Here is a 23,515-nt window from a genome sequence, read left to right as displayed (position 1 = left end):
GGGAGAATGCCCTTTTCACAGAATGCTTTGGCTGCAAGGTCGCGTCTGCGGGGCGTAAAGGCAAGGGCCGATCCCGGCCTTTGCCATATCGCGGGAATGTCGGGCCGGTTACGGACGGATGTAAATGTAGCCTTGGGACTGAAGCTCGGCGATGCGGACAACACCGCCTTCATCGCGCCGTGTGAAATTGGGCATCAGGTCATCAAGGCCAACGCTTTGGGCGTTCATGGTGTTCCCGCAGGCCTCAAACCGTGCGCCATCCCCTTGCAGCGCGGCCAACCGTTCAGCAATCTTTGGATTGGCCTCAACACCATTGTGGAAGGCCTTCAGGGCGGGACCATGAACCACTAGCACAAGCTCAACGTTTTCGGGGCCGCCAACACCTTTGATATGGTTGGCCATATTGCCCAAGGCGAAGCCGACCTTTTCAATTTCAGAGACGTGATAGACCACTTTCAGCTTTTCGCCCGCGTGTGAGATTGTCGCGAACAGGGCCGCCATCGCGAAAGCCAGTGCGTAGATAATACGTGTCATGACGATTCCTCCCTAATGTCATGCCTTCAGCGTAAGCTGAAAGGTGTGTTTCACCTACTGCTTTGCAGGCAAGGATATTTACGGAACAAAATAAGAACATATAATTGCCGCATGGTGAATCAGAGCAATCTTCTGGACCGGCGCCCCAAGCGTCAGGGCCCGCGCGTGGTGTTGGGCGACACGCTGGCGCTGGCCCGTGCGCGGGTGCATGAGGTGTGCGGACCGGCGAAAGCCACGCTGGCGCTGGCCTTTGCGGGAAGTTGTGAAGGCCCTGTTCTATGGATCAGGCCCGCTTGGCAGACCGAGGCGCTGCATCCCACGGGCATTGCGCCGTGGTGCGATCCCACGCGGATATTGACCCTTCAGGCAGGACAAACCCGCGATATCCTCTGGGCAATGGAAGAGGCTTTGGGCAGCGGAGCAGTCGCGGCTGTCATCGCCGAAGTGAATGAAATTCCAGAGCTTACCCCTGTGCGCCGCCTTCATCTGGCCGCCGAGCGGGGTGCCCTGAAAACACCCGAGCCCCCCTTTGGCATTCTGCTGACACCCGGTCTGGGTAGCGCCCCCGGCGTGGAAAGCCGCTGGTACATGGCCCCCGTTTTCGCAGAAAACGGTCCCGCCTGGCACGTCGAGCGGTTGAGGGCACGGATGGCCCCTCTGGCCGCATGGACCATGACCCGCAGCACCGATAGCCCCACGTTCCAGCCCACCGCGCCACGGGTCGCATAATCTTCGCCGAAGATTATGACGGGGTAAAAATCTTCGGCGAAGATTTTTCACCTATGCCAGAGCGCCCCGAGATGCTGGCACAGCGGGGATTCATGCGCTAAGGGAGGCCGGACAACAGAATTCTGGGGGCACCTCATGGCACGGCACCTGATTACTTCGGCCATTCCGTATATCAACGGCATCAAACACCTAGGCAACCTTGTGGGCAGCCAGCTGCCGGCAGACCTTTTCGCCCGCTACCAGCGCGGTCGCGGCAATGAGGTTCTGTTCCTCTGCGCTACCGACGAACATGGCACCCCCGCCGAGCTGGCCGCTGCCAAGGCAGGCAAGCCCGTTGCCGAATACTGCGCCGAGATGCATGAGGTTCAGGCCAAGATCGCCGACGGCTTCCGCCTGTCGTTTGACCACTTCGGCCGCTCATCCTCCGAGGCCAACCACAAGCTGACCCAGCATTTCGCAGGCCGTCTGGCCGAAGCGGGTCTGATCCGCGAAGTCTCCGAGACGCAGATGTACAGCCACGCCGATGGCCGCTTCCTACCCGACCGCTATATCGAGGGCACCTGCCCCAACTGCGGCTTTGACAGCGCCCGCGGCGACCAGTGTGACAACTGCACCAAGCAGTTGGACCCCGTGGACCTGATCAACCCGCATTCCACCATTTCGGGCAGCACCGATCTGGAAATGCGCGAAACCAAGCACCTTTACCTGTGCCAGAGCCAGATGAAGGACCAGTTGGAAGAGTGGATCGACACCCGCGAGGGCTGGCCGGTTCTGACCACCTCGATCGCCAAGAAATGGCTGAACGATGGGGACGGTCTGCAAGACCGTGGCATCACCCGCGATCTGGACTGGGGCATTCCGGTCAAGAAGGGCGATCAGGATTGGGACGGCATGGAAGGCAAGGTCTTTTACGTCTGGTTCGACGCGCCCATCGAATACATCGCCTGTGGTCAGGAATGGGTCGATGCGGGCAAAGGCACCGACTGGGAACGCTGGTGGCGTACCGACAAAGGCGCGGATGATGTGACCTACACCCAGTTCATGGGCAAGGATAACGTCCCCTTCCACACCCTATCCTTCCCCGCGACCATTCTGGGCTCGGGCGAGCCGTGGAAGCTGGTAGATTACATCAAATCGTTCAACTACTTGAACTACGATGGCGGCCAGTTCAGCACCTCGCGCGGGCGCGGCGTGTTCATGGATCAGGCGTTGGAGATTCTGCCCGCAGATTACTGGCGCTGGTGGCTGCTGAGCCATGCGCCCGAATCTTCGGACAGCGAGTTTACTTGGGACAATTTCCAGGCCTCGGTGAACAAGGATCTGGCGGACGTGCTGGGGAACTTTGTCAGCCGCGTTACCAAATTCTGCCGTTCGAAATTCGGCGAAGAGGTTCCAGCAGGCGGCGACGATCTGCCCGTGGATCAGGCTTTCATGGACGCGCTGGAAGAAAACATCCGTGCCTATGAGCAGTTCATGGAGGACAAAGAGGTTCGCAAGGCCGCTGGTGCCCTGCGTGCGATCTGGGTCATGGGCAACGAATACCTGCAAGAGGCCGCCCCTTGGTCGACCTTCAAGGAAGACCCCGAAAAGGCCGCCGGTCAGGTGCGTTTTGCCCTGAACCTGATCCCGCTTTACGCGGTTCTGTCCGCCCCCTTCATTCCCGATGCGGCGGACAAGCTGCATGAGGCCATGAAGGTTGACGCCCAGTGGCCCGGCAGCGCCGCAGATGCGGTCAAGCGCCTGCCCGCAGGTCACGCCTTTGCGGTTCCGGACAACCTCTTTGGCAAGATCAGCGACGAGCAGCGCGAAGAGTGGCAGGGCCGCTTTGCGGGCACCCGCAGCTAAGCCGCAACACCCGTGCAACAAACACACGCCGCCCCGTAAAACGGGCGGCGTTCTTGTTTCAAGAACACGGCGAAAGTGATTGTTTTCGGAGAATAATTCCGGTGGTACCCGCGGCCGGACTCGAACCGGCACGGCACAAGGCCTAGGGATTTTAAGTCCCCTATGTCTACCATTCCATCACGCGGGCACGTGCGGTGTGTGGACCGGCACCATACCCATCGACGATCAAATTGCAACGCAGAATAGAGCGCTAAATGTCCTGACCTGGCGGCTCTGACAGCAGCGTGCGCTCCGAGAGCCACGGGTTCAAGGCCAGCGCCTGCTTCAGCGCCTTTTGGCCCTCTGCCTGACGGCCTAAAGCCAGCAGTGTCAAAGCCTTACCCGCAAGCGCCCCCACATGCGTAGGCGACAGACTAAGGGTCCGGTCCAGATCCGGCAGGGCAGCTTCAAAATCGTCGGTCAGGAAGGATACGAACGCCCGCTGGTTATAGCCCTCGGCATAGTCGGGACAGTAGTCAATCAAGGCGTTCAGCGCCTTATTGGCCCCGTCCCAGTCCGACATGCGGATACGCTCCATCCCCGCATCCAGCAGGTCTTGGGCTTGGCCGTCGGGGGCGTCGGTCCACAGCTCCCACATGCGATTTGCGGGCTCTGCACCTGCCGCAGGGCTGGTGGCAGCGCGCGCCTGATCGAACAGCCCCGCCAGCGCAGCCGAGTGATCGGGCGCCGTTGGGCATTCCGCCAGCGCCACGGAGGGCGCCAAAAGGGTAAGAGCAAAAAGCGTTCGCATGGCCCGATGGTGGGACCACGGGACGCTTTAGGTCAATTCACATCTCCGAGAATCGATTCCTTGACCGCCTCCATCACCACGAAGGTCGAGGTGTGGGCGACACAAGGCAGCGACGAGATTTTCTCACCCAGCACCTGACGGTAGCTGGTGATGTCGCTAGTGCGGACCTTGAGCAAATAGTCAAAGCTGCCTGCGATCAGGTGGCACTGTTCAATCTCATGAATAGTGGAGACCGCCGCATTGAACGCCCGAAGCGAGGCTTCGGTGGTGTCGTGCAGGCGCACCTCGACGAAGGCCACATGGTTCAGACCTAGCTGAACAGGGTCCAGCATGGCGCGATAACCTTTGATGATGCCCGCCACTTCCAAACGGCGCAGACGCGCCTGCGTGGGGGATTTCGACAGGCCGATCCGCTTTGCCAGTTCGGTGACACTGATCCGCGCTTCGCTGGCCAGTTCATTCAGGATGGCGTGGTCGAAGCGATCGAGTTCGATTTTTTCGGTCTGCATGGCAGCGTCCTTACCTAGAAGTAAACCGGTCAGCGCGGGCAGCCACAAAGCGCCCCGCAGCGAGAATTACAAATCTACATGAGCCAATTGTGCAGATGCGGCAATGGTGGAATATCTGTAAATCGCGGGAAACGGATCACTTTCGGGACAGTTTTTGAGCCCGAAACGCTCCGCGCCTTGACCTTACAGGACACTGCGTCAATCTGGGGGAAATGTTTCCGATCCGCGATCATAATCCCTCTGGCAGCATGCCTGTCATCACCTACACACTGATCGCGATGAACATCGGTGTGTTCTTTTTGCATTGGCCCCTGATCACCCCGATTGACCGGCTTGAGGAATTCTACAACGCGTGGGCCCTGTTTCCGGCGCGGGTGAGTTCCGGCAATCAGGTCTATACGCTGGTGACGTCCATGTTCATGCATGGATCACTGGCTCATATCGCGGGGAACATGCTGTTCCTTTGGATCTTCGGCGACAATATGGAAGACGCGCTGGGGAAGGCGCGGTTCGTGCTGTTCTATCTGGCCTGTGGCGTTCTGGCGGCACTGGCACAGGTGATCACGGCACCCTTTTCGCAAATTCCGATGGTGGGCGCATCAGGCGCAATTGCGGGGGTTCTGGGGGGCTATCTGCTGCTTTACCCCAAAGCCCGCGTTGATGTGCTGTTCATCTTCGTCATCTTTTTCAAGATTTTCACCATTCCCGCTTGGCTGATCCTTGGCCTTTGGTTCGCCATGCAGGTCTTTGGCGGCATTGGTAGCGTGGCGGATATGGGCGGCGTGGCCTATTGGGCGCACGCTGGGGGCTTTGTCGCGGGAGCCGCGCTGGCCTATCCCCTGTGGAAGCGCCTTGGCGGTCAGGGGTTCTGGCACCGCCACGAAGGCCACCCGCCCCATGCGGCGGCCAACTATCGCTGGCATGCGACCCGCGTGCCGGTCATCTCGCGCCGCAAACGGAAAAACCCTTGGGGCAACTAAGGTCCTGAAACGCAAAAACCGGCCACAAGGGCCGGTTTTCAAATTCGATCAGGGTCTGATCAAATCTCGCGGATGATCTTGGAAAAGCGATCGTAGACGTCGGGGTTCGACACCAGAATTTCGCCATCCACCAGCGGATCGCGACCTTCGCGGATCGGGCCGACCATGCCGCCTGCTTCGGACACCAGCAGCATGCCTGCCGCAAAGTCCCAGATCTTCATTTCGCGTTCCCAGTAGCCCTCATAGCGGCCAGCGGCCACATAAGCCAAATCTAGCGCGGCCGAGCCCCAACGACGCACGCCCGCGCATTCGGGCATCAGACGGCTAAGGTCACGGATGGTGGCAGGCAGCGTATGCTTGGTGCCCCACGGAACGCCGGTCGCGAAAACCGAGTCGACGATCTTCTGACGGCCCGACACACGCAGACGCTTCTGGTCGTTCAGCCAGCAGCCAGCGCCTTTTTCCGCGTAGAACATCTCGTCCTTGGCGGGGTCATAGACGACGCCCGACACGATCTGGCCCTTGTGTTCCAGCGCGATCGAGATCGCCCAGTGAGGCATACCGTGCAAAAAGTTGGTGGTACCGTCCAGCGGGTCAACGATCCAGCGACGGGTCGGGTCTTCGCCCTCAACTTCCTTGGTCTCTTCACCAAGGTAGCCATAGGTGGGACGGGCACCCAGCAGCTCTTCGCGCAGGATAGCTTCGGCGGCCAGATCGGCACGGCTCACGAAATCGCCCGCGCCCTTGCGCGAGACCTGAAGGTTTTCGACTTCGCGGAAGTCCTTGACCAGCGACCGGCCCGCCTTGCGTGCCGCCTTGATCATGATGTTCAGATTTGCGCTGCCCTGCATCCGTCCGGCTCCTTTGTCTCAAGAGGCTCGTTTACGCCGTGAAAGCCCTGTTGCCAAGGGCCGAATCCGTCTCAAACGGACTGGAGTTTATGTGCTTCCTGCCCTGCAAGACGCAGCAGATCAACCATGTAGGGCTTTTGCCGGTCATCTTCGCGTATAGCGGCATAAAGACGGCGGGTGATCCCGTGTTCTGTCAGCGGCAATGTCACGTAGTCACTATTGTACTTCACCTCACGCACAACCCAGTCGGGCAGCACCGCGACCCCGCGGTTCGAGGCAACCAGCAGCAGGATAACCGCCGTCAGTTCCGCCTGCCGCACGTTCGCGGGTTCCACCTTGGCGGGGATCAACAGCTGGTTAAAGATATCCAAACGCGAGCGTTCGACCGGATAGGTGATCAGTGTCTCGCCACGGAAATCCTGCGCATCAATATAGGGCTTTTGCGCCAGCGGGTTGTCCTTTGAAGCGACAAAGATCGGGTGATAGTCAAACAGCGGCTCAAACTGGATGCCCTTCAGCTCTTCTGGATCAGAGCTAACGACCACATCCACATCTTCCTTTTCAAGCGCGGGCAGCGCGTCGAAGGCCAGACCAGGGCGGATGTCCACATCCACATCGGGCCACAGCTTGCGGAACTGCTCCAACACGGGGAACAGCCACTCAAAACAGGCGTGACATTCGATGGCGATGTGCAGACGGCCCGATTTGCCCGCCCGCAATCCCATAAATTCATCTTGAATCGCTTCGACTTCAGGAAGAATCCGTTCCGCCGCCCGCAAAAGTCGCAATCCGGCGGCCGACAATTTCAGCGGTTTGGATTTGCGCACGAACAACTCAACCCCGCACTGCTCCTCTAACCCTTTGATCTGGTGGGACAAAGCGGACTGAGTGATGTTCAGGACTTCGGCAGCACGGGCCAGACCGCCCGCCTCATGGATCGCCTTGATACTGCGCAGGTGACGGAACTCGATGTGCATCTTGCTGTTCGGCTCATGTTGATCTTGAAGATAATGAGTTTGTTTCACAACGACGTTTGTGAGACAAGAGCGACATAGCAAAGGAGTTTATCCATGACCGCACCGCGCATCTCTTTCGAATTCTTCCCGCCCCAGTCGCTGGAAGCATCGTTCCGCCTTTGGGATACTGTGCAGGTGCTGGCCCCCATGGGACCCCGCTTTATCTCGGTCACTTACGGCGCTGGTGGCACCACCCGTGATCTGACCCATGAGGCGGTGACAACCTTGCACAAGACCACCGGTCTGCCTGTGGCCGCGCACCTGACCTGCGTCAACGCCACTAAGGATGAGACCCTGAACATCGCCAACAGCTACGCTGAAGCGGGCATCAACCAGATCGTCGCCCTGCGTGGCGATCCGCCGAAGGGCTCGGGCGGCTTCCAGAAGCACCCCGAAGGCTTCGCCGACAGCTGCGAGCTGATCAGCGCGCTGGCAGACACAGGCAAGTTCACCCTGCGTGTGGGCGCCTATCCTGAAAAGCACCCCGAAGCGACCGACCACAAAGCGGACGTGGAATGGCTGAAGCGCAAGCTGGACGCTGGCGCGACCGAAGCCCTGACCCAGTTCTTCTTTGAGGCCGAAACCTTCCTGCGGTTCCGCGATGCATGTGCCGATGCGGGCATCACCGCGCCGATCATCCCCGGCATCCTGCCGATCGAGAACTGGAAAGGCGTCAAGAAATTCTCGGCGGCTTGTGGCACCTCGATCCCCGCATGGCTGGATGAAGCCTTCGACAAGGCGATCCGTGATAATCGTCAGGACCTGCTGGCGACTGCCCTTTGCACCGAACTCTGCGACGAGCTGCTGCGCGAAGGTGTCGAAGACCTGCACTTCTACACCCTGAACCGTCCCGAGCTGACCCGCGACGTGTGCCACGCCATCGGCGTCACTCCTCAGGTCAAACTAGAGAACGTTGCCTGATCTTTCCGAACGGGGCATTGTGCAGGTGCAGAATGCCCCCGACGAAAGACCAGTGATGAACCCCTTGGATCACAATACCCCCATGAAGCCCGCCCTGAGCGGGCTTGATAGTTTGCGCGCCGTGATTGCGGGCGACAGCCCCTCGCCCACCATCTGGGCAGTGATGAATTTCACCATGACCCATGTAGAGCCCGGCAGCGTCACGCTGGAAGGCAGCCCGCAGGAAGAACACGGCAATCTGATCGGCATGACCCACGGTGGCTGGTACGCCACACTGCTGGACAGCGCCGTTGGCGGCGCGGTGAACAGCACCATGGACAAGGGTCAAAAGGCCGTCACGCTAGAGCTGAAAATCAACATCATGCGCCCGATTCCCGTGGGCGTCCCCGTGCGCGCCATCGGCGTGGCAGACCACGTGGGCCGCAGCACCGGCGTCGCCCGTGCCGAAATCCGCGGGATCGAGGATGGCAAGCTTTACGCCAACGCCTCGACCACGATGATGGTGCTAACTTAACCGGATTTCAGGATTGGGCGGCATCGGCGGCATAGCGACCTGAGAGGCCCATTGGAACTCAGGCTGCCGCTGACGAATGCTGTCGTGCAACCGCTCGGAGGGATCAGCCCCTACAATGCGGGGACTGCGCGACAGGAATATCTTGCCCCACCCGCGCCACGCGCCGACCGAAGGCGCCTTCATGCTGGTCGGAAAGCGCCGCCGCCAACCCGACGGCAGAGGCAAACCGCAGCCCTCAGCATTCTCCAGCATCCAGACCAGCGGGATATTGGACAGGGGACGCGCCTCAAGGAAACCGCCCAACTGCCCGCCCACGTCACCGTGGCTGCCGCGAAACCAGACCTGCTCTAGATGGGTGTCATGGTCCGGATTGCTCTCCCAAAGGATCGGCGCGAAGGCGGTGCGCGTCTCATCGAGTGCCAAGGCGTGATAGCCGTGGCGCACATGGCGACCCAGATGGTGACTGTGGAAATCGTGTTCCTTATCCGCATGGGCCGCCAGATAGGGCAAGCGGTTGCCCAAGGCCTTAACGGTGTCCCAAACGCCGATCATCTCGATCTCGACGTTTTGCAGGCAGACGCGATTCAGGAACGGCTGATCGGTCTCATGCACCCCGCGCCGATAGATGCGGTAAAGCTGCCGGATGTTGCGCACATTCGCGTCCGAGGCTTTCAGCAGCCCGATCCGGTCAATCACCCCTGCCAATGAGCGCACGGCAAAAGCGCCCCGCGAATAGCCGAACAGAAAGATCCGGTCTCCCGGTTTGTAGCGCGAGGCCAGATAGCCATAGGCCCGCCGGATCTGCCGGTTCAACCCGCGCCCGTGGGTCACATCCGACAGGCTGCGCCAGTCGTGCCACTGGATGCCCGCCTCATAGAACAGGGAAACCTGCGGCGACATCTCGGTCAGCAGACGGTAGGTCAGGCCCGCGTTGGTCTCCATTCCAAGGGTCAGCGTGGACATGGTGCCATCCAGAACAATCACATGGGTTGTCGGCGCCCGTCCCTTGCCCTTGGCCGAATGGCGGGACTGGGGCCGCAGACCCAGCCAGTCCAACACATGTTCCTTCCAAGGCAGTTCCATAGGCTCAAACTCCCGTTCTTGCCGCGACCTCTGGCACATCCTCCAACCAAGTCCACGTTAGCGCGTGTCGCGGCGCTCTCCGGAAATCAGGGCTGCAAGCTTCGCGCCAACCGTGCATCCATGACGGCATCACTCAGGACAGCGCGACCGGCCTTGCAACAATGAAATCCGGTCCATCCTATTGAGATTATAGCACAGTTCCCGCCTTTCAAGAGGACGCGCTTGGGCCGATGCACACTCTTAGTGATAGGCGGCTCCCTCCTGCCTTGAAAGAATGTAGCGCGGCACCGCACCCATTGCAGCAGCAGCGGTCAGAGCCGAGAGCGATCTACAAAAACCTCAGGTGGCACCTTGCATCAGATCGTGGCTTCACCCTAGAATTCGACAAGTTCCTTCGGCAAATGGACCAAACCCCCATGCAGCTTGACGCCACCGATCTGGCCCTGATCGCTTCGCTTTCCGAAAACGCCCGCCTCAGCGTGTCCACCCTAGCCCGCCGCGTCGGGCTGGCCCGCACCACGGTGCAGGCCCGTGTCGAACGTCTGGAAAAGAACGGAGTCATCGCCGGCTACGCCCTGCGGCTTGGTGAAGGTGCGCGCCCTGCCCTGCATGCGACCCTGCTGCTGAAGATCGAGCCGAAAGAAAGCACCTCGATCCAGTCGCGCCTGCGCACCTTGCCAGAGGTCCGCAGCATCACCACCGCCTCTGGGCGCTATGACCTGATCGCCGAGATTTCATGCGACAGCCCTGCGATTCTGGACCGCGTGCTTGAGGCCGTGACCAGCGCCAGCGGTATTCTGGAAAGCGAAAGCCTGATCCACCTCAGCACCCGTCTGGACCGGCGCAACAGCTAAGGATCGGGGCTCACCCCACCGATATCCCCAAAAACACAGCGCGCGGCCCAATGGGCCGCGCACCGCTTGATAACAGAAGACCAGATGGCTCAGGCGGTCAGACCCTGAGGCTCTGCCAAACCGTTGGCGCGGCAACAGGCCGTCACGGTGTTCGCCAGAAGACAGGCGATGGTCATCGGACCCACACCACCCGGAACGGGGGTGATGGCACCAGCAACTTTGGCGGCGCTTTCAAAATGCACATCGCCCACCAGACGCGTCTTGCCTTCACCCTTCTCGGGGGCATCGATGCGGTTGATGCCCACGTCGATGACAGTTGCGCCTTCTTTGATCCAGTCGCCGGGCACCATCTCGGGGCGGCCAACAGCGGCAACAACGATATCGGCGCGGCGGACAACCTCGGCCAGATCCTTGGTACGGCTATGGGCGATGGTCACGGTGCAGCTATCGCCAAGCAGCAGTTGCGCCATGGGCTTTCCAACGATGTTGCTGCGGCCCACGACCACGGCGTTCATGCCCGAGAGCGAGCCGTGATGATCGCGCAGCATCATCAAGCACCCCAGCGGGGTGCAGGGCACCATGGACTTTTGCCCCGTCCCCAGAAGACCCACGTTCGAGATATGAAACCCGTCCACATCCTTCGCCGGATCAATCGCGTTGATCACCAGATCGCTGTCCAGATGCTCGGGCAGCGGCAGTTGCACCAGAATACCATGAACGGATGGATCATTGTTCAGCTGGTCGATCAGCGCCAGCAGGTCGGCCTCGGACGTCTCGGCGTCCAGCTTATGCTCGTAGCTGTTCATGCCTACTTCGACGGTCTGCTTGCCCTTCGAGCGCACATAGACCTGAGAGGCCGGATCCTCGCCCACCAGCACTACCGCCAGACCGGGGGTGATGCCGTGTTCTTCTTTCAGGCGGCTTACGTGGCCGGCCACTTGTTCGCGCACCTTGGCCGCGAAGGCCTTGCCGTCGATGATCGTTGCGGTCATCCGATTACTCCTTACCGGGTCCCAAAACCTTCTCTTCGCGCTCGATCGACCAGTCGATCAGCTTGCGCCAGAGGCTCTCAGTCAAATCAGGATCAAGCCCTTGCGTTTCCGCCTTTTGCCGGACGTTTGCGACAACTTGCTCGACCCGATCCTCCAAGCGCGCAATCAGACCCTCTGCGGGTTTCAGCTGAATGGCGCGGTCGATATAGGTGCTACGCTCTTGCAACAGCGCGACCAGCTGCGCGTCCAGATCATCGATCTGACAGCGCAGTGTTGCCATGTCGGGACAATCGAGTGGGGCTTTACGGGCGTCGAGCACGTCATCTCTCCTGCGGGCAATGTTGTGCCCGCAGGTAGACCGTTCAGCGCCGAAGAACAACCCGTCAGAACAGGCCTTCGATATAGCCAAGGTCATTCAGGTAGATCGCCTCGGCCGAGGGAACGCGGGGCAATCCGGGCATGGTCATGATCTCACCGCAGATCACCACGACGAAACCGGCACCGGCGCTAAGCCGCACTTCGCGGATGGGCAGGCTGTGGCCCTTGGGCGCGCCGCGCAGGTTGGGGTCCGAGCTAAAGCTGTATTGGGTTTTCGCCATACAGATCGGCAGATTGCCGTAACCCTGATCTTCCCATTCACGCAGTTGGTCGCGGATCTTTTTATCCGCCAGGACCTCATCAGCGCGGTAGATGGATTTGGCAATCCGCTCGACCTTGTCGAAAAGGGGCATCTCGTCAGGGTAAAGGGGCGCGAATTGCGCGGCGCCACTGTCGGCAATCTCGGCGACGCGGCGGGCCAGAGCCTCGGTGCCAGCGCTACCTTCGGCCCAATGCTTGCACAGGATCGCCTCAGAGCCCTGCTGCGCCACGTAGGCTTGCACCGCAGCGATTTCCGCCTCAGTGTCTCCGTGGAAGTGGTTGATCGCCACCACCACCGGCACGCCAAAGGATTTCACGTTCGCGATATGCTGGCCAAGATTGGCGCAGCCGCGCTGGACGGCGGCCACATCCTCGGCGGCCAGATCGGCCTTAGCAACACCGCCGTTCATCTTCATCGCCCGCACTGTGGCGACCAGCACCACACAGTCAGGCGCAAGGCCCGCCTTGCGGCATTTGATATCCATGAACTTCTCGGCACCAAGATCGGCGCCAAAGCCAGCCTCAGTCACCACATAGTCCGCCAGCTTCAGCGCCGTTGTCGTGGCGATGACCGAGTTGCAGCCGTGGGCAATATTGGCAAAGGGGCCGCCGTGGACGAAGGCGGGGTTGTTTTCCAGCGTCTGCACCAGATTGGGCTGCATCGCGTCCTTGAGCAGGACGGTCATTGCCCCGTCCGCCTTCAGATCGCGGGCGTAAATCGGTGTCTTGTCGCGGCGGTAGGCCACGATGATGTCCCCCAGCCGCTTTTGCAGATCCTGCAAATTGCGCGAAAGGCAAAGGCAGGCCATGACCTCGGACGCAACAGTGATGTCAAAGCCGGTCTGGCGCGGAAAGCCGTTCGAGACACCGCCAAGGCTGGTCACGATATCCCTCAGGGCACGGTCGTTCATGTCGACCACACGGCGCCATGTGACGCGACGCTCATCGATGGCCAACTCATTGCCCCAGTAGATGTGGTTGTCGATCATCGCCGACAGCAGGTTGTGTGCGCTGGTGATGGCATGGAAATCGCCAGTGAAATGAAGGTTCATCTCTTCCATCGGCACCACTTGGGCATAGCCGCCACCGGCGGCGCCGCCTTTCATGCCGAAACACGGGCCAAGGCTGGCTTCGCGGATGCAGATCGCGGCCTTTTTGCCGATCCGGTTGAGACCATCGCCAAGACCCACGGTGGTGGTTGTCTTGCCCTCGCCTGCGGGGGTCGGGTTGATGGCCGTGACCAGAATCAGCTTGCCGTCAGGGCGGTCCGAGAGAGAATTAATAAAGTCTTGTCCCACCTTGGCCTTGTCATGGCCGTAGGGCAGCAGATGTTCGGACGGGATGCCCAGTTTCGCGCCAATCTCTTGGATCGGCTGCTTTTGCGCCTCGCGCGCGATTTCGATGTCGGACTTGAAAGACATTGGACCTCCCCTTCCTTGTCATGAAGGAAGAATAGGTCCGAAGTGCGCCGGATTCTTTGACCAAATACGACCTATTCCAGCGCGCGAGCGGCGGCTTAGTCGCCGAGTGCATCCTCAAGGTGCGGCCAGACCGGCTGGTCAGGGATATGCAAGCGCACTGTATCGCCGATGCGCAGGGTACCGGGGCGTTCGACCCAAGCGGTCACGCCGCGACGGTGCTTTGCGGCGGCTTTGAATTTGCCCCCTGCCCCTTCAGCGTCTTTTTCAATCTCGCGCGCGGGCAGATGACAGGGGCGGTTCTCCATATCGATGACAATGGTGGTGCCATGCTCGGACTGCAATCGGGACGAAGGCGGCACGCGGGTGAAATCGGGAATGCCTTCAATCACGATGCTGACACCGGCCCAAGCAGGATTAAAGCTATCAACGCCCATCTCTTCAGCGATCAGGGCCAGCTCTTCCGCGGACATGATGGTCAGCTGGCGCACATTGGCGATGGTCGTGTCGCGCGGATGCTGCGAGATCACGCGGCTGCAAGAGGGACGTGTGACACCGGCATGGGCCTCGGTCGCGACGCCGCCGAAATCAAGCGTCATCTCTTCAAGCGGCTGAGAGGCCAAGGCTGCCTCACGATCAGGGACATGGCCAAGCCAGGTGATCTTTGCGGTGAAGGCTGTGGGTTTTAGTGCGGGCATCAGACAGCGCCTCAATGACAGGTTTCAACTTACCAAACGCGCTGCGACTTGAGTATTTACACAATAAAGAAGCAGCGATTTCCAACCTTTAGCCGGAAAGATATCTGGTGAAAACGGAAAACGCCCCGCGGATCAGGCGGGGCGTTTTCTTTGATTGGCTTATGCCGAAGGTTCCGGTTCCAGACCGCCGTCACCATCGGTGTTCTTGGTCTTGCTGCGGGTCTTCGGGATCGACGTCAGCGAAGAAGCGTTGCCTTCGTCATCGTCTTTGCCGTTCGGCGCCTGCGGAGGCTCGCCCCGCATGACACGGGCAATCTCTTCGCCGGTGAGGGTTTCATATTCCAGAAGCCCCTTGGCCAGACGTTCCCATTCCTCATGCTGCTGGGTGAGGATTTCAAACGCACGGTCGTAGCCGCGCTGGATGAAGTTACGCACCTCTTCCTCGATCAGCTCTTTGGTGTGGGCCGAGACCGACAGGCCTGCGGTGTTGCCCGAATAGCCTTCGTGCGCCTCGGAGTAGTCGATGTTGCCGACCTTGTCCGACATGCCCCAGCGCAGGACCATGGCACGGGCCAGCGCCGATGCCTGCTGGATGTCACCGGCAGGTCCGTTCGAGACGTTCTCGGGGCCGTATTTGATGATCTCGGCGGCTTTGCCCGCCATGGTCATCGCCAGCTTTTCCTCACATTCGGACTTGTGCCAGTTCAGGCGGTCGATTTCAGGCAGACTGACAACCATCCCAAGGGCACCGCCACGGGGAATGATGGTGGCCTTATAGACCGGATCACACTGGGGCAGTGCCAAACCAACGACGGCATGGCCAGCCTCATGGTAGGCGGTCTTTTCCTTTTGGTCGGCAGTCAGCACCATGCTGCGGCGCTCGGCGCCCATCATCACTTTGTCCTTCGCGTTCTCGAAGTCTTCCATGGTGATGAAGCGGCGGCCCACACGGGCGGCCATCAGCGCGGCCTCGTTCACGAGGTTCGCCAGATCCGCACCCGAGAAACCGGGGGTGCCGCGCGCGATGATGCGCAGGTCCACGTCAGGACCCAGCGGGGTCTTGCGGGCGTGGACGCCAAGAATTTTTTCGCGCCCTTTGATATCTGGGTTCGGCACGGTGACCTGACGGTCGAAACGGCCAGGACGCAGCAGAGCGGGGTCCAGAACGTCGCGGCGGTTGGTGGCCGCGATAATGATCACGCCTTCATTCGCCTCAAAACCGTCCATCTCGACCAGAAGCTGGTTGAGGGTCTGTTCACGCTCATCGTTGCCGCCGCCGATGCCGACACCACGGGCGCGGCCCACAGCGTCAATCTCGTCGATGAAAACGATACAGGGCGCGTTCTTTTTCGCCTGTTCGAACATGTCACGGACGCGGCTTGCGCCCACACCCACGAACATTTCCACAAAGTCTGAACCCGAAATGGTGAAGAAGGGAACGCCCGCCTCACCCGCGATCGAGCGGGCCAGCAGGGTTTTACCAGTACCCGGAGGGCCCACAAGCAGGGCGCCTTTGGGGATCTTGCCGCCAAGACGGCTGAACTTCTGCGGGTTGCGCAGGAATTCCACGATCTCTTCCAGTTCTTCCTTGGCTTCATCGATGCCCGCCACGTCATCAAAGGTGACGCGGCCATGCTTTTCGGTCAGCAGCTTGGCCTTCGATTTGCCAAAGCCCATCGCTCCGCCGCGGCCACCGCCGCCGCCTTGCATGCGGTTCATGAAGAAAATCCAGACGCCGATCAGCAGCAGGAAGGGCAGCAGCGAGACCAAGAAGGTCTGCAAGCCACTTTGTTCCTGACTGCGGGCTTCAAAGGGGATGCCCTTGGCCAGCAGTGTCTGGGTGATTTCCGCATCGCCAGGTTTCACGGTCGAATAATCGCGACCGTCGTTGCCCTGAAAGCGGACGTTCTCTCCGTCCAGTGTCACCCGCGCAACGTTGCCGCTGTCGACGGATTGCACGAACTCGGAATAACTGACCGTCTGGCTCTGCATGTTGGAGCCGCTGCCGCTGAACAGATTGAACAGGGCAAGCACCAGCAGAAACAGGACGACCCAGAATGCGATGCTACGCGCGTTTTGCAAAAGTCATCTCCTTGAAAGTCGGAGGCCGTGTGGCAACCACACCGCCGTTCCCCACAAAATAGACAGTAAAGTCGGAGGTTCAATGCGATAAGATACCGGCGCAGTTGTCGCACCACGTCTTTTTACATTCAATTTGCCAATCGGGGTGCGGAACAACCGTTGGCGCGGCCACCAGACGGGGGCCTTGCCACAGAGATGGCTCGACCATCAGGGCGCGGCGCAACCGATATTTTTCAGGGGTTTGCGGCAATTGGGCCAGTCCATCGGGTCCTAAAGCGCGCATCGTCAGATCGTGGGCGTGGGACGTTTCGGTTGACAAAGAACGAGCCAGCCATTTTTCGCCCCAAATTTCAGTTGCGGGACATTTCAGATCCGAAACGCTCTCTGGTGTGCGATAAAGCCACAAGGCCCGCTGTCTGGGACGGGCCAGAACATTTGCCAGACTGGTCGCGCGGCCTGCCTGCAAATCGGCAAGCGCCTGTGCAACCGACGTGCCGCGCGGCGCATAACCAACCGGATCAAGCCAATCCAAAGCCATCAGGAACAAGCGGCGACGCAATTCGGGTGGGGCCTGCCAGAACGGAGCCGACTGCACCACCAAGGCCGCGCCATTTTGCTGCACAATTTGCTGCCCCAAGGTGGCTGCTGCATGGTCGAGCGCGGCGCGGGCCTCGGACATCTGAGTAGCGACTTGGGCCAATGCCTCGCCTGACAGGCCAGCCTGTTCTAGCGCGGGCGAAAGCTGGCGCATTCGGACACGGGCGTATTTGGCGTCTTGGTTGCTGGGATCACTGACCCAGTTCACGCCCTCTGCCCGCAAGACTCGTTGCAACGTGGCGCGGCGCACCCCAAGCAGCGGCCGCCACCATGTCATCCCGTGGTCAAATCGTCTCGCGGACATGGCCGACAGGCCATCCACACCAGCGGCGCGGGACAAGCGCATCAGAACCGTTTCGGCCTGATCATCCAGCGTATGGCCTAATAAAACGGTGCTGATCCCACGCTCGGCAGCCCAAGCAGACAGCAACCTGCGACGGGCGCGGCGGGCCGCGTCTTGCAGGTTCCCCTGCCCGTCCCAACCGGTCCAGACCAGCGTATCGTGGGAATAGCCCAAACGGGCGGCCTCTTGCGCGACATGGCGTGCCTCATCAGCCGCCTCGGGACGCAAACGATGATCCACAGTTGCCACATGCGCGCGGACACCGACCTTAGCGGCCAAGATCATCAGGGCCATAGAATCAGAGCCCCCCGAGACCGCGATCCCGAGGGGCTGCTCTGCAGCGCGAAGCTGCTCTAGCACATTTTCAATTTCTGGCGTCACGAGCAGCCAAGGCTGCTCATTTCCGAAGCAGCGGTTTGCTCTGCATCGCTACCGGGGAAACGCATGCCCACTTCCGAGAGGGTCAGGCAGGCTTCGCTTTGCTGGCCAAGCGCGCCAAGGGCGGCGCCCAGACCGGTCAGCGCCTCGGGTGCGTCAGGGCCTTCGGGATCCGCCGAGAAAGCCGCCAGATAGGCACGGGCAGATTCGCGGGAATCGCCCACAGCCTTCAGGGCCTGCGCACGGCCAAGCTGAGCCTGTGCCGTCAGCGGACTACCGGGATAGGTTTCGACAAAGCGACCAAAGGCGCTGGCTGCATCCTCGTAGCGCTGTTCCGACATCGCCAAACTGGCGTTGTCAAAGTCATCCTGCTCGCCCACGGCCAGTTCAGAAGCATCGGGTGCCACCTGCACCGGCGAGACCGGCGCAGAGGGCGCAGTGATCTGGGTGCCGCCGCCCGCCGCAGGTGTACCACCCAAGCGGGGCATATCTTCCAGCGTGGCGATGTTGCAGTTCGGCTCCAATTCGCACAGGCGGAAGTTCAGATCGTTCACACGGTTCGATCCGGTTTCCACAACTTGTTCGACCCGAAAGCCCAGTTCCTCAACGCGGCCTGTGAGGGTCTGCAATTCCGCCTCGATCGCATCGACGCGGGCCAGAACCGATCCCCCTTGGGCCGAGCCACCGGGAGCACCGGTGGTCGACAACTCGCGCTTGAGGCGCTGGATGTCCACGTGCAGGACCGACAGTTGCTGACGGATATCCGCCAGTGTTTCGCCTTGATCCTGCGCCACGGCGGGAACTGCCAGCATGGCCGACAGCAGCAATGCACCCAGACTGCTACGCATCACACACTCCTTCGAATTTACGTCACCCCAGCCTTAGCTGGACAGACCGCCAGCAATCACGGTCACAGCGCGGCGGTTCTGCGCGTAGCAGCTTTCCTCGCTGCAAACGGCGATGGGGCGTTCCTTGCCGTAGGACACGATCTCGATCCGTGCGGGGCTAAGGCCCTTGGCGATCAGGTAGTCGCGGACCGAGGTCGCACGACGTGCGCCAAGCGCGATGTTGTATTCACGGGTGCCCTGTTCGTCCGCGTGTCCTTCGATCACAGCGCGGTAATCGTTATTGGTCATCAGCCAGTTGGCCTGTGCGTCCAGCGTGCTTTGTGCCGCTGCGGTCAGGGTCGACTGATCCACCTCGAACAGCACACGGTCACCAACCGCCTGCTGGAAGTAACCAACACTGCTGGGGTCGCCATAGGCCCCATTCGCGCCATAGGCGTCATTGGCACCGTAAGCGCCATCTGCACCTTCCGCGCCGAAACGGTCCGCATTGGTTTTGGCACAAGCCGACAGGGCCAGCGCCGAGATGATCAGAGCGATTTTGCCATAATGTTTCATTGTGAGTTTGTCCTGCTCTTTCATTTTTGAGCTATATAACACGGGTCAGCGTTTCGGGGAACGTTTTAGCGTTGTAGCGGCGACCAAGCGGGGTCCGAACCACCACCGGGGGTCGTGACGCGCTTAAGATTGCGGCCAGAAATATCCACCGAGTACAGCGACGACGAGCCCCCTGCCCCTTGGGTTTCACGAGTGAACATGATCACGCGGCCATTTGGCGACCAAGTGGGGCCTTCATCCAGGAACGAGGCGGTCAGAAGACGCTCTTCGCTGCCATCAGTGCGCATCACGCCAATGTGGAACCGGCCCTTGTTCTGTTTGGTGAAGGCGACCAGATCGCCACGGGGCGACCAGACGGGTGTGCCATAGCGGCCAGCGCCAAAGCTGATGCGGGTCGGCTCACCGCCGCCAGCGGACATGATGTACAGCTGCTGGCTTCCCGAGCGGTCCGATTCAAACACGATCCGGCTGCCATCAGGGCTAAAGCTGGGAGCCGTCTCAATCGAGGGCGCACTGGTCAGACGGGCACGCTGGCCGGTCGCAAGGTTCAAGCTGTAGATGTCGGTGTTACCGCCTTCGGTCAGCGAGAAGATCACCGTGTTGCCATCGGGCGCGAAACGGGGGGCAAAGCTCATGGTGCCGGGCTGCTCTTCCAGCGCACGGCGGGTCGCACTGCCCACATCCATCACGTAGATGCGCGGAAAGCCCGTCTCATAGCTGGTGTACAGTACCCGATCACCCGTGGGCGAGAAACGCGGTGCCAGCACGATCGAGTTGCCACCCGTCAGGTAACTGGTGTTCGCACCATCATAATCCATGATTGCCAGTCGCTTCTGGCGGTTATCCTTGGGGCCTTGTTCAGCCACGTAGACCACGCGGCTGTCGAAATACGGGCCTTCGCCGGTGATGCGGCTGTAAACCTGATCCGAGACCTTATGGGCCATGCGGCGCCAGCCATCGGTGGTGCCCGCAAATTGCAGACCATCACCCATTTCGGTGCTGGCAAATACGTCGTGCAGGCGGAACTTCACGATCAGGCGGCCACTCGCGTCGGTCGAGACCGCGCCGGTGATCAGCGCCTGCGCGTTGATCGCTTTCCAGTCCGCATATTGCACCGGCGCGCCAAAGTTCGACACGCGGCTGATGTGCGCTTCACGGGGAATTTCGCGGAACAGACCCGTCCCCACCAGATCATCAGCAACCACTTGCGTCAGCTGCGCCGCCAGCTCTGCAGCCGAGGCGGTCTCGGCCACAAATTGCGGTATCGCGACGGGCATCGGCTCGATCACACCTTGGGTGATATCGATCCGAAGCGGGCCACCCTGCGCCAGCGCGGAAGTTACGGGTGCCGCGAGCGCAAAGGCTGTCACAGCGGCGATCTTGGCAAAAGTATTCAACATTACTTGGTCCCTAGCCTTTCAGGCATCATTCCATTCGCACTCACCCTAACGCGAACGCATCTGCGATGGGTCAAAGTTCATTTCAATTTGTTTCCAGTGCTCGTATTTGTCTTCAGGCAGCGGATATCCGCCTTTTTGACAACGCAAGATTGCACGACGCGCGGCCTGGAAAGCGGTCTCGACCGCTGCACCGTCACCGCCCGAAGACGATTGCATCTGGATACTGCCCTCGACCACGGTGCCGTCGCGATTCATGTCCATCGACACAACCACGGTCACGTTGGCGGCCTGAGAGCCGATATCGACAGACCAGCAAGTGTTTACCGCCACCCGCAAACCGTCCTTTTCACCCGCAGTCAGCGGCGGTCCTGCCGCACGACTGGGGGCGAGTTGTTCGGTCAGGGCCTCAGCGACAGCACCGGCCAGCGCCTCGGCCAGCGCGTCCGTTTGCTCGGCTGGGGCTTCGGCGGGCGCAGGCTTGGTTTCAGCTTCGGGCTTCGCCTCTGGCTTAGGTTCTGCTGCTGCAGTCTCGACCGGTTTGGGGGCCGGACGGTTCGGACGCACCATCGGGCGCACCGCAGTGGTCATGCCCGCAGCCGGTTTCTCGGCCTCGGTGACAATCTCGGTGGTTGCCGCTTCCGGTGCCGTCGGCTTGGTCTCTTCCTGTACCGGTTCGGGGCTAGCGACCTCGGCGTCGGCGGCCTCGGCCACTTCAGGCGCGATCTCGGCTTCCAGCGGCGGTGGCGGCACAACCTCATCGGCCACGCGCGGCGCAGCTTCAGGCGCGGGCGTGTCGCTTGGAGGAGCCTCGGGCGAGCCAACCTCTACAGGAGGCTGCACAGGCACGGGTTCCGGCTCGGGGGCAGGTTCCGGCTCAGGCGTCGGCTCTGGTGTCGGCTCAGGTTCGGGCGCGGGTTCAGGTTCCGGCGCCGGATCGGGTTCCGGCACAGGATCAGGAGTTGGCAAAGGCCGTTCGGGCACCTCGGGCGGGCGCACGGACTGGGGCACGATCTGTTCGGCATTCTCTGCGGTCTGCGCCACAAGCTGCGCGAAATCCTCGGGCGAAATGAGGCTCACATCCGTTGCGGTATCGATCGGCAGCGGTTCACTTTTGAACACACCGCCGAACAAAGCCCAACAGATCAGCAGGAAGTGTCCTGCTCCGGAAATGTAGGTGCCGGTCTTCACCGCGCGTCCCTATCCTCAGTTACCATCAAGGCGCGGCCCGCCGGTATCGGTCACCAGACCGATATCGGGGAATCCGCCTGCGCTCAGCGCGCCCATGACCTGCATGACGGTCGCATAGGGCACAGCCCCATCGGCCCGCAGAAATACCTTGCGGCTCTTGCGTTCCGCCGCAATCGACTGCAGCCGCACAACCAGTTCGTTCATGGGAACATCCGTCTTCTGGATCATCACCCGCCCATCGGCGGTCATGGTGACAGTCAACGGCTCTTCCTGTTCGCCCTGCAACGCGCCAGCGGCGCTTTGGGGCAATTCCACCGGCACACCCACGGTCATCAGCGGTGCCGAAACCATGAAGATAATCAGCAGCACCAGCATAACGTCCACAAAGGGCGTTACGTTGATTTCCGCCATGGCCTGTGTCCGGCTGCGTCTGCGACGACTGCCACCGGAGGCCTTTTTGATCACACCTGCGCCCATGGATCAGCCGTCCAACTGGCGCGACAGGATGGTCGAGAATTCGTCCGCAAACGCCTCGTAGCCGCCGATCAGGCGATCGGACATGCTGCTAAGCTGGTTGTAGAAAATCACCGCAGGGATCGCGGCCAGAAGGCCCAGACCGGTGGCCAGCAGCGCCTCGGCGATACCGGGGGCCACAACGGCCAGCGAGGTGTTCTGGCTTTCGGCAATCTCGATGAAGGCGTTCATGATACCGACAACGGTCCCGAACAGCCCCACGAACGGGGTGACCGAGCCGATGGTGGCCAGAAACGTCAAGTTGCTTTGCAGGTCTTCGGCCTCACGGGCGATCACCACGCTCATGTTCCGCTCGATACGGCTTTGAGCATTGGGGATCAGCTTGCCCTCGGTGTCATGGCTGCGGCGCCATTCGGTCATCGCCGCTGCAAAAATCCGCTCGGACCGGCCAGAGGGATCGGCCCCCAGACTGTCATATAGTTCATCCAGCGGCTCGCCCGACCAGAAGGCCTGATCGAACTTCGCAGCCTCACGGCGCGCAGCGCGATAGATGATGAATTTCTGAATGATGATCGACCAGCCCCAGAACGATGCCGCCGTCAGCAGGATCATCACCAGCTTCACGACAAATGTTGCACGGGCGAATAGGGCCCACAGCGAGAAATCAATCTGCTGTGCGACAGCCAGGGTTTCAGCTTCCATAAGTGCCTGCTCTTGCCAAAGTTCCTGCGCGTTTGCGCTTGTTATGACGCGATTCTACAGCAGTTGCCGCACAAACGCCATCTTTCCCTCATCAACAGGCAGTGATTGACTGTAATCAATGCAAAAGCAGGCGGATGTTTGCTGGCAAACGGGCCGGATGACCGGTGTCAGACAGGGCAACAAGGGTGACATGGGCCGAAAACAACAACTCTTCGCCGCGCCTCACATCCTGTTTCAGCACGATCCGCGCACCTGTGACCAGTTCCGGAGTTGTTTCTATAACTAACTCATCATCGAATTTGGCAGGGCTCAGGTAATCCGCCTCCAAACGGCGCACGGCAAAGACGATACCCTCATCCTCTTTCAGCCGTTTCTGGTCGATGCCCATGCCCCGCACCCACTCGGTCCGCGCCCGCTCGATAAAGCGCAGGTAATTGGCGTAATAGACAATCCCCGCCAGATCGGTGTCCTCATAATAGACACGGCAGGCAAAACGATGGGCGAGCGTTTTCTCGGGCATAGGGGAACGTCCTTAACGTCAGTTTGCACACCCTGCATAGAAGGCCAAAGCCACA

Annotated in this window: 25 protein-coding genes and 1 tRNA gene; 6 read left to right on the top strand and 20 right to left on the bottom strand. The window is 60.6% G+C overall.

Going from position 1 to position 23,515, the window contains the following annotated elements:
* Window positions 1–108: 108 nt before the first annotated feature.
* The gene (locus CLV74_RS07625; RefSeq protein WP_106263642.1) at window positions 109–534 is read right to left on the bottom strand and encodes a DsrE family protein; all 426 of its coding nucleotides are present in this window, start codon (window positions 532–534) and stop codon (window positions 109–111) included.
* 111 nt (window positions 535–645) lie between these two features.
* Here CLV74_RS07625 and CLV74_RS07620 point away from each other — a divergent pair, with 111 nt between their 5' ends.
* On the top strand, window positions 646–1,263 hold the full coding sequence (locus tag CLV74_RS07620) for an ImuA family protein (protein ID WP_106263641.1): 618 nt from the start codon (window positions 646–648) through the stop codon (window positions 1,261–1,263).
* A 135-nt stretch (window positions 1,264–1,398) separates the two neighbouring features.
* Window positions 1,399–3,108 carry a methionine--tRNA ligase gene (gene metG, locus CLV74_RS07615; protein ID WP_106263640.1) on the top strand — a complete coding sequence of 570 codons (1,710 nt, stop codon included), beginning with the start codon at window positions 1,399–1,401 and terminating at the stop codon, window positions 3,106–3,108.
* Between the two features lie 102 nt (window positions 3,109–3,210).
* Here metG and CLV74_RS07610 read toward each other — a convergent pair.
* The 3 genes from CLV74_RS07610 to CLV74_RS07600 form a co-directional block, all read right to left on the bottom strand.
* A tRNA-Leu gene (locus CLV74_RS07610) sits at window positions 3,211–3,295 on the bottom strand.
* 63 nt (window positions 3,296–3,358) lie between these two features.
* Window positions 3,359–3,898, bottom strand: coding sequence for a tetratricopeptide repeat protein (locus CLV74_RS07605; RefSeq protein ID WP_106263639.1), 540 nt, complete (start codon window positions 3,896–3,898; stop codon window positions 3,359–3,361).
* A 32-nt stretch (window positions 3,899–3,930) separates the two neighbouring features.
* Window positions 3,931–4,407 (bottom strand): Lrp/AsnC ligand binding domain-containing protein, encoded by a 477-nt coding sequence (locus tag CLV74_RS07600; RefSeq protein ID WP_106263638.1) that lies wholly within the window; start codon window positions 4,405–4,407, stop codon window positions 3,931–3,933.
* Window positions 4,408–4,619: 212 nt separating this feature from the next.
* Between CLV74_RS07600 and CLV74_RS07595 the strand changes: the two genes are divergently transcribed.
* A complete protein-coding gene (locus CLV74_RS07595; RefSeq protein ID WP_106263637.1) occupies window positions 4,620–5,387 on the top strand; it encodes a rhomboid family intramembrane serine protease in 768 nt (255 codons plus the stop codon).
* 59 nt (window positions 5,388–5,446) lie between these two features.
* On the opposite strand, the gene CLV74_RS07590 is transcribed toward CLV74_RS07595, so the two are convergent.
* Both CLV74_RS07590 and CLV74_RS07585 read right to left on the bottom strand, forming a co-directional pair.
* On the bottom strand, window positions 5,447–6,238 hold the full coding sequence (locus CLV74_RS07590; protein ID WP_106263636.1) for an inositol monophosphatase family protein: 792 nt from the start codon (window positions 6,236–6,238) through the stop codon (window positions 5,447–5,449).
* 71 nt (window positions 6,239–6,309) lie between these two features.
* Entirely contained in the window at window positions 6,310–7,215 is a 906-nt protein-coding gene (locus CLV74_RS07585; protein WP_106263635.1) for a LysR family transcriptional regulator, read from the bottom strand.
* A 93-nt stretch (window positions 7,216–7,308) separates the two neighbouring features.
* Between CLV74_RS07585 and metF the strand changes: the two genes are divergently transcribed.
* Together metF and CLV74_RS07575 are read left to right on the top strand one after the other, a co-directional pair.
* Window positions 7,309–8,175 (top strand): methylenetetrahydrofolate reductase [NAD(P)H], encoded by an 867-nt coding sequence (gene metF, locus CLV74_RS07580; RefSeq protein WP_106263634.1) that lies wholly within the window; start codon window positions 7,309–7,311, stop codon window positions 8,173–8,175.
* Between the two features lie 55 nt (window positions 8,176–8,230).
* On the top strand, window positions 8,231–8,689 hold the full coding sequence (locus CLV74_RS07575; RefSeq protein ID WP_106263633.1) for a PaaI family thioesterase: 459 nt from the start codon (window positions 8,231–8,233) through the stop codon (window positions 8,687–8,689).
* Here CLV74_RS07575 and CLV74_RS07570 read toward each other — a convergent pair.
* Window positions 8,681–9,772 carry a DUF2235 domain-containing protein gene (locus CLV74_RS07570; RefSeq protein ID WP_106263632.1) on the bottom strand — a complete coding sequence of 364 codons (1,092 nt, stop codon included), beginning with the start codon at window positions 9,770–9,772 and terminating at the stop codon, window positions 8,681–8,683. The genes CLV74_RS07575 and CLV74_RS07570 overlap by 9 nt on opposite strands.
* A gap of 416 nt (window positions 9,773–10,188) precedes the next feature.
* Here CLV74_RS07570 and CLV74_RS07565 point away from each other — a divergent pair, with 416 nt between their 5' ends.
* Window positions 10,189–10,626, top strand: coding sequence for an Lrp/AsnC family transcriptional regulator (locus CLV74_RS07565; RefSeq protein ID WP_106263837.1), 438 nt, complete (start codon window positions 10,189–10,191; stop codon window positions 10,624–10,626).
* Window positions 10,627–10,715: 89 nt separating this feature from the next.
* Here the strand turns inward: CLV74_RS07565 and folD are convergent, their stop codons facing one another.
* The 13 genes from folD to ybgC all read right to left on the bottom strand — a co-directional run bounded on the left by folD (window position 10,716) and on the right by ybgC (window position 23,460).
* The gene (gene folD, locus CLV74_RS07560; RefSeq protein ID WP_106263631.1) at window positions 10,716–11,618 is read right to left on the bottom strand and encodes a bifunctional methylenetetrahydrofolate dehydrogenase/methenyltetrahydrofolate cyclohydrolase FolD; all 903 of its coding nucleotides are present in this window, start codon (window positions 11,616–11,618) and stop codon (window positions 10,716–10,718) included.
* Window positions 11,619–11,622: 4 nt separating this feature from the next.
* Window positions 11,623–11,898, bottom strand: coding sequence for a chorismate mutase (locus tag CLV74_RS07555; RefSeq protein ID WP_106263630.1), 276 nt, complete (start codon window positions 11,896–11,898; stop codon window positions 11,623–11,625).
* Between the two features lie 103 nt (window positions 11,899–12,001).
* Window positions 12,002–13,678: a formate--tetrahydrofolate ligase gene (locus CLV74_RS07550; RefSeq protein WP_106263629.1), complete on the bottom strand. Its 1,677-nt coding sequence runs from the start codon at window positions 13,676–13,678 to the stop codon at window positions 12,002–12,004.
* Window positions 13,679–13,773: 95 nt separating this feature from the next.
* Window positions 13,774–14,373: an MOSC domain-containing protein gene (locus CLV74_RS07545; RefSeq protein WP_106263628.1), complete on the bottom strand. Its 600-nt coding sequence runs from the start codon at window positions 14,371–14,373 to the stop codon at window positions 13,774–13,776.
* Between the two features lie 159 nt (window positions 14,374–14,532).
* The gene (gene ftsH / locus CLV74_RS07540) at window positions 14,533–16,455 is read right to left on the bottom strand and encodes an ATP-dependent zinc metalloprotease FtsH (protein WP_106263627.1); all 1,923 of its coding nucleotides are present in this window, start codon (window positions 16,453–16,455) and stop codon (window positions 14,533–14,535) included.
* A gap of 79 nt (window positions 16,456–16,534) precedes the next feature.
* Window positions 16,535–17,776 carry a tRNA lysidine(34) synthetase TilS gene (tilS, locus tag CLV74_RS07535; RefSeq protein ID WP_106263626.1) on the bottom strand — a complete coding sequence of 414 codons (1,242 nt, stop codon included), beginning with the start codon at window positions 17,774–17,776 and terminating at the stop codon, window positions 16,535–16,537.
* Entirely contained in the window at window positions 17,773–18,621 is an 849-nt protein-coding gene (ybgF, locus tag CLV74_RS07530) for a tol-pal system protein YbgF (protein WP_106263625.1), read from the bottom strand. Before ybgF ends, tilS begins: the two co-directional genes overlap by 4 nt.
* Before the next feature lie 33 nt (window positions 18,622–18,654).
* Window positions 18,655–19,176, bottom strand: a complete 522-nt coding sequence (gene pal, locus CLV74_RS07525; protein WP_106263624.1) for a peptidoglycan-associated lipoprotein Pal — start codon at window positions 19,174–19,176, stop codon at window positions 18,655–18,657.
* 65 nt (window positions 19,177–19,241) lie between these two features.
* A complete protein-coding gene (gene tolB / locus CLV74_RS07520; RefSeq protein ID WP_106263623.1) occupies window positions 19,242–20,576 on the bottom strand; it encodes a Tol-Pal system beta propeller repeat protein TolB in 1,335 nt (444 codons plus the stop codon).
* Window positions 20,577–20,621: 45 nt separating this feature from the next.
* Complete coding sequence (locus tag CLV74_RS07515) at window positions 20,622–21,764, bottom strand: cell envelope biogenesis protein TolA (protein WP_106263622.1); 1,143 nt, start codon at window positions 21,762–21,764, stop codon at window positions 20,622–20,624.
* A gap of 15 nt (window positions 21,765–21,779) precedes the next feature.
* Window positions 21,780–22,241 carry a protein TolR gene (gene tolR, locus CLV74_RS07510; RefSeq protein WP_106263621.1) on the bottom strand — a complete coding sequence of 154 codons (462 nt, stop codon included), beginning with the start codon at window positions 22,239–22,241 and terminating at the stop codon, window positions 21,780–21,782.
* 3 nt (window positions 22,242–22,244) lie between these two features.
* Window positions 22,245–22,940, bottom strand: coding sequence for a protein TolQ (tolQ, locus tag CLV74_RS07505; RefSeq protein ID WP_106263620.1), 696 nt, complete (start codon window positions 22,938–22,940; stop codon window positions 22,245–22,247).
* A 115-nt stretch (window positions 22,941–23,055) separates the two neighbouring features.
* The gene (ybgC, locus tag CLV74_RS07500) at window positions 23,056–23,460 is read right to left on the bottom strand and encodes a tol-pal system-associated acyl-CoA thioesterase (protein WP_106263619.1); all 405 of its coding nucleotides are present in this window, start codon (window positions 23,458–23,460) and stop codon (window positions 23,056–23,058) included.
* Window positions 23,461–23,515: the final 55 nt, after the last annotated feature.

The sequence above is a fragment of the Donghicola tyrosinivorans genome (assembly GCF_003003355.1).
Taxonomy (GTDB): domain Bacteria; phylum Pseudomonadota; class Alphaproteobacteria; order Rhodobacterales; family Rhodobacteraceae; genus Donghicola; species Donghicola tyrosinivorans.
This window is presented reverse-complemented; position numbering and strand designations above follow the sequence as displayed.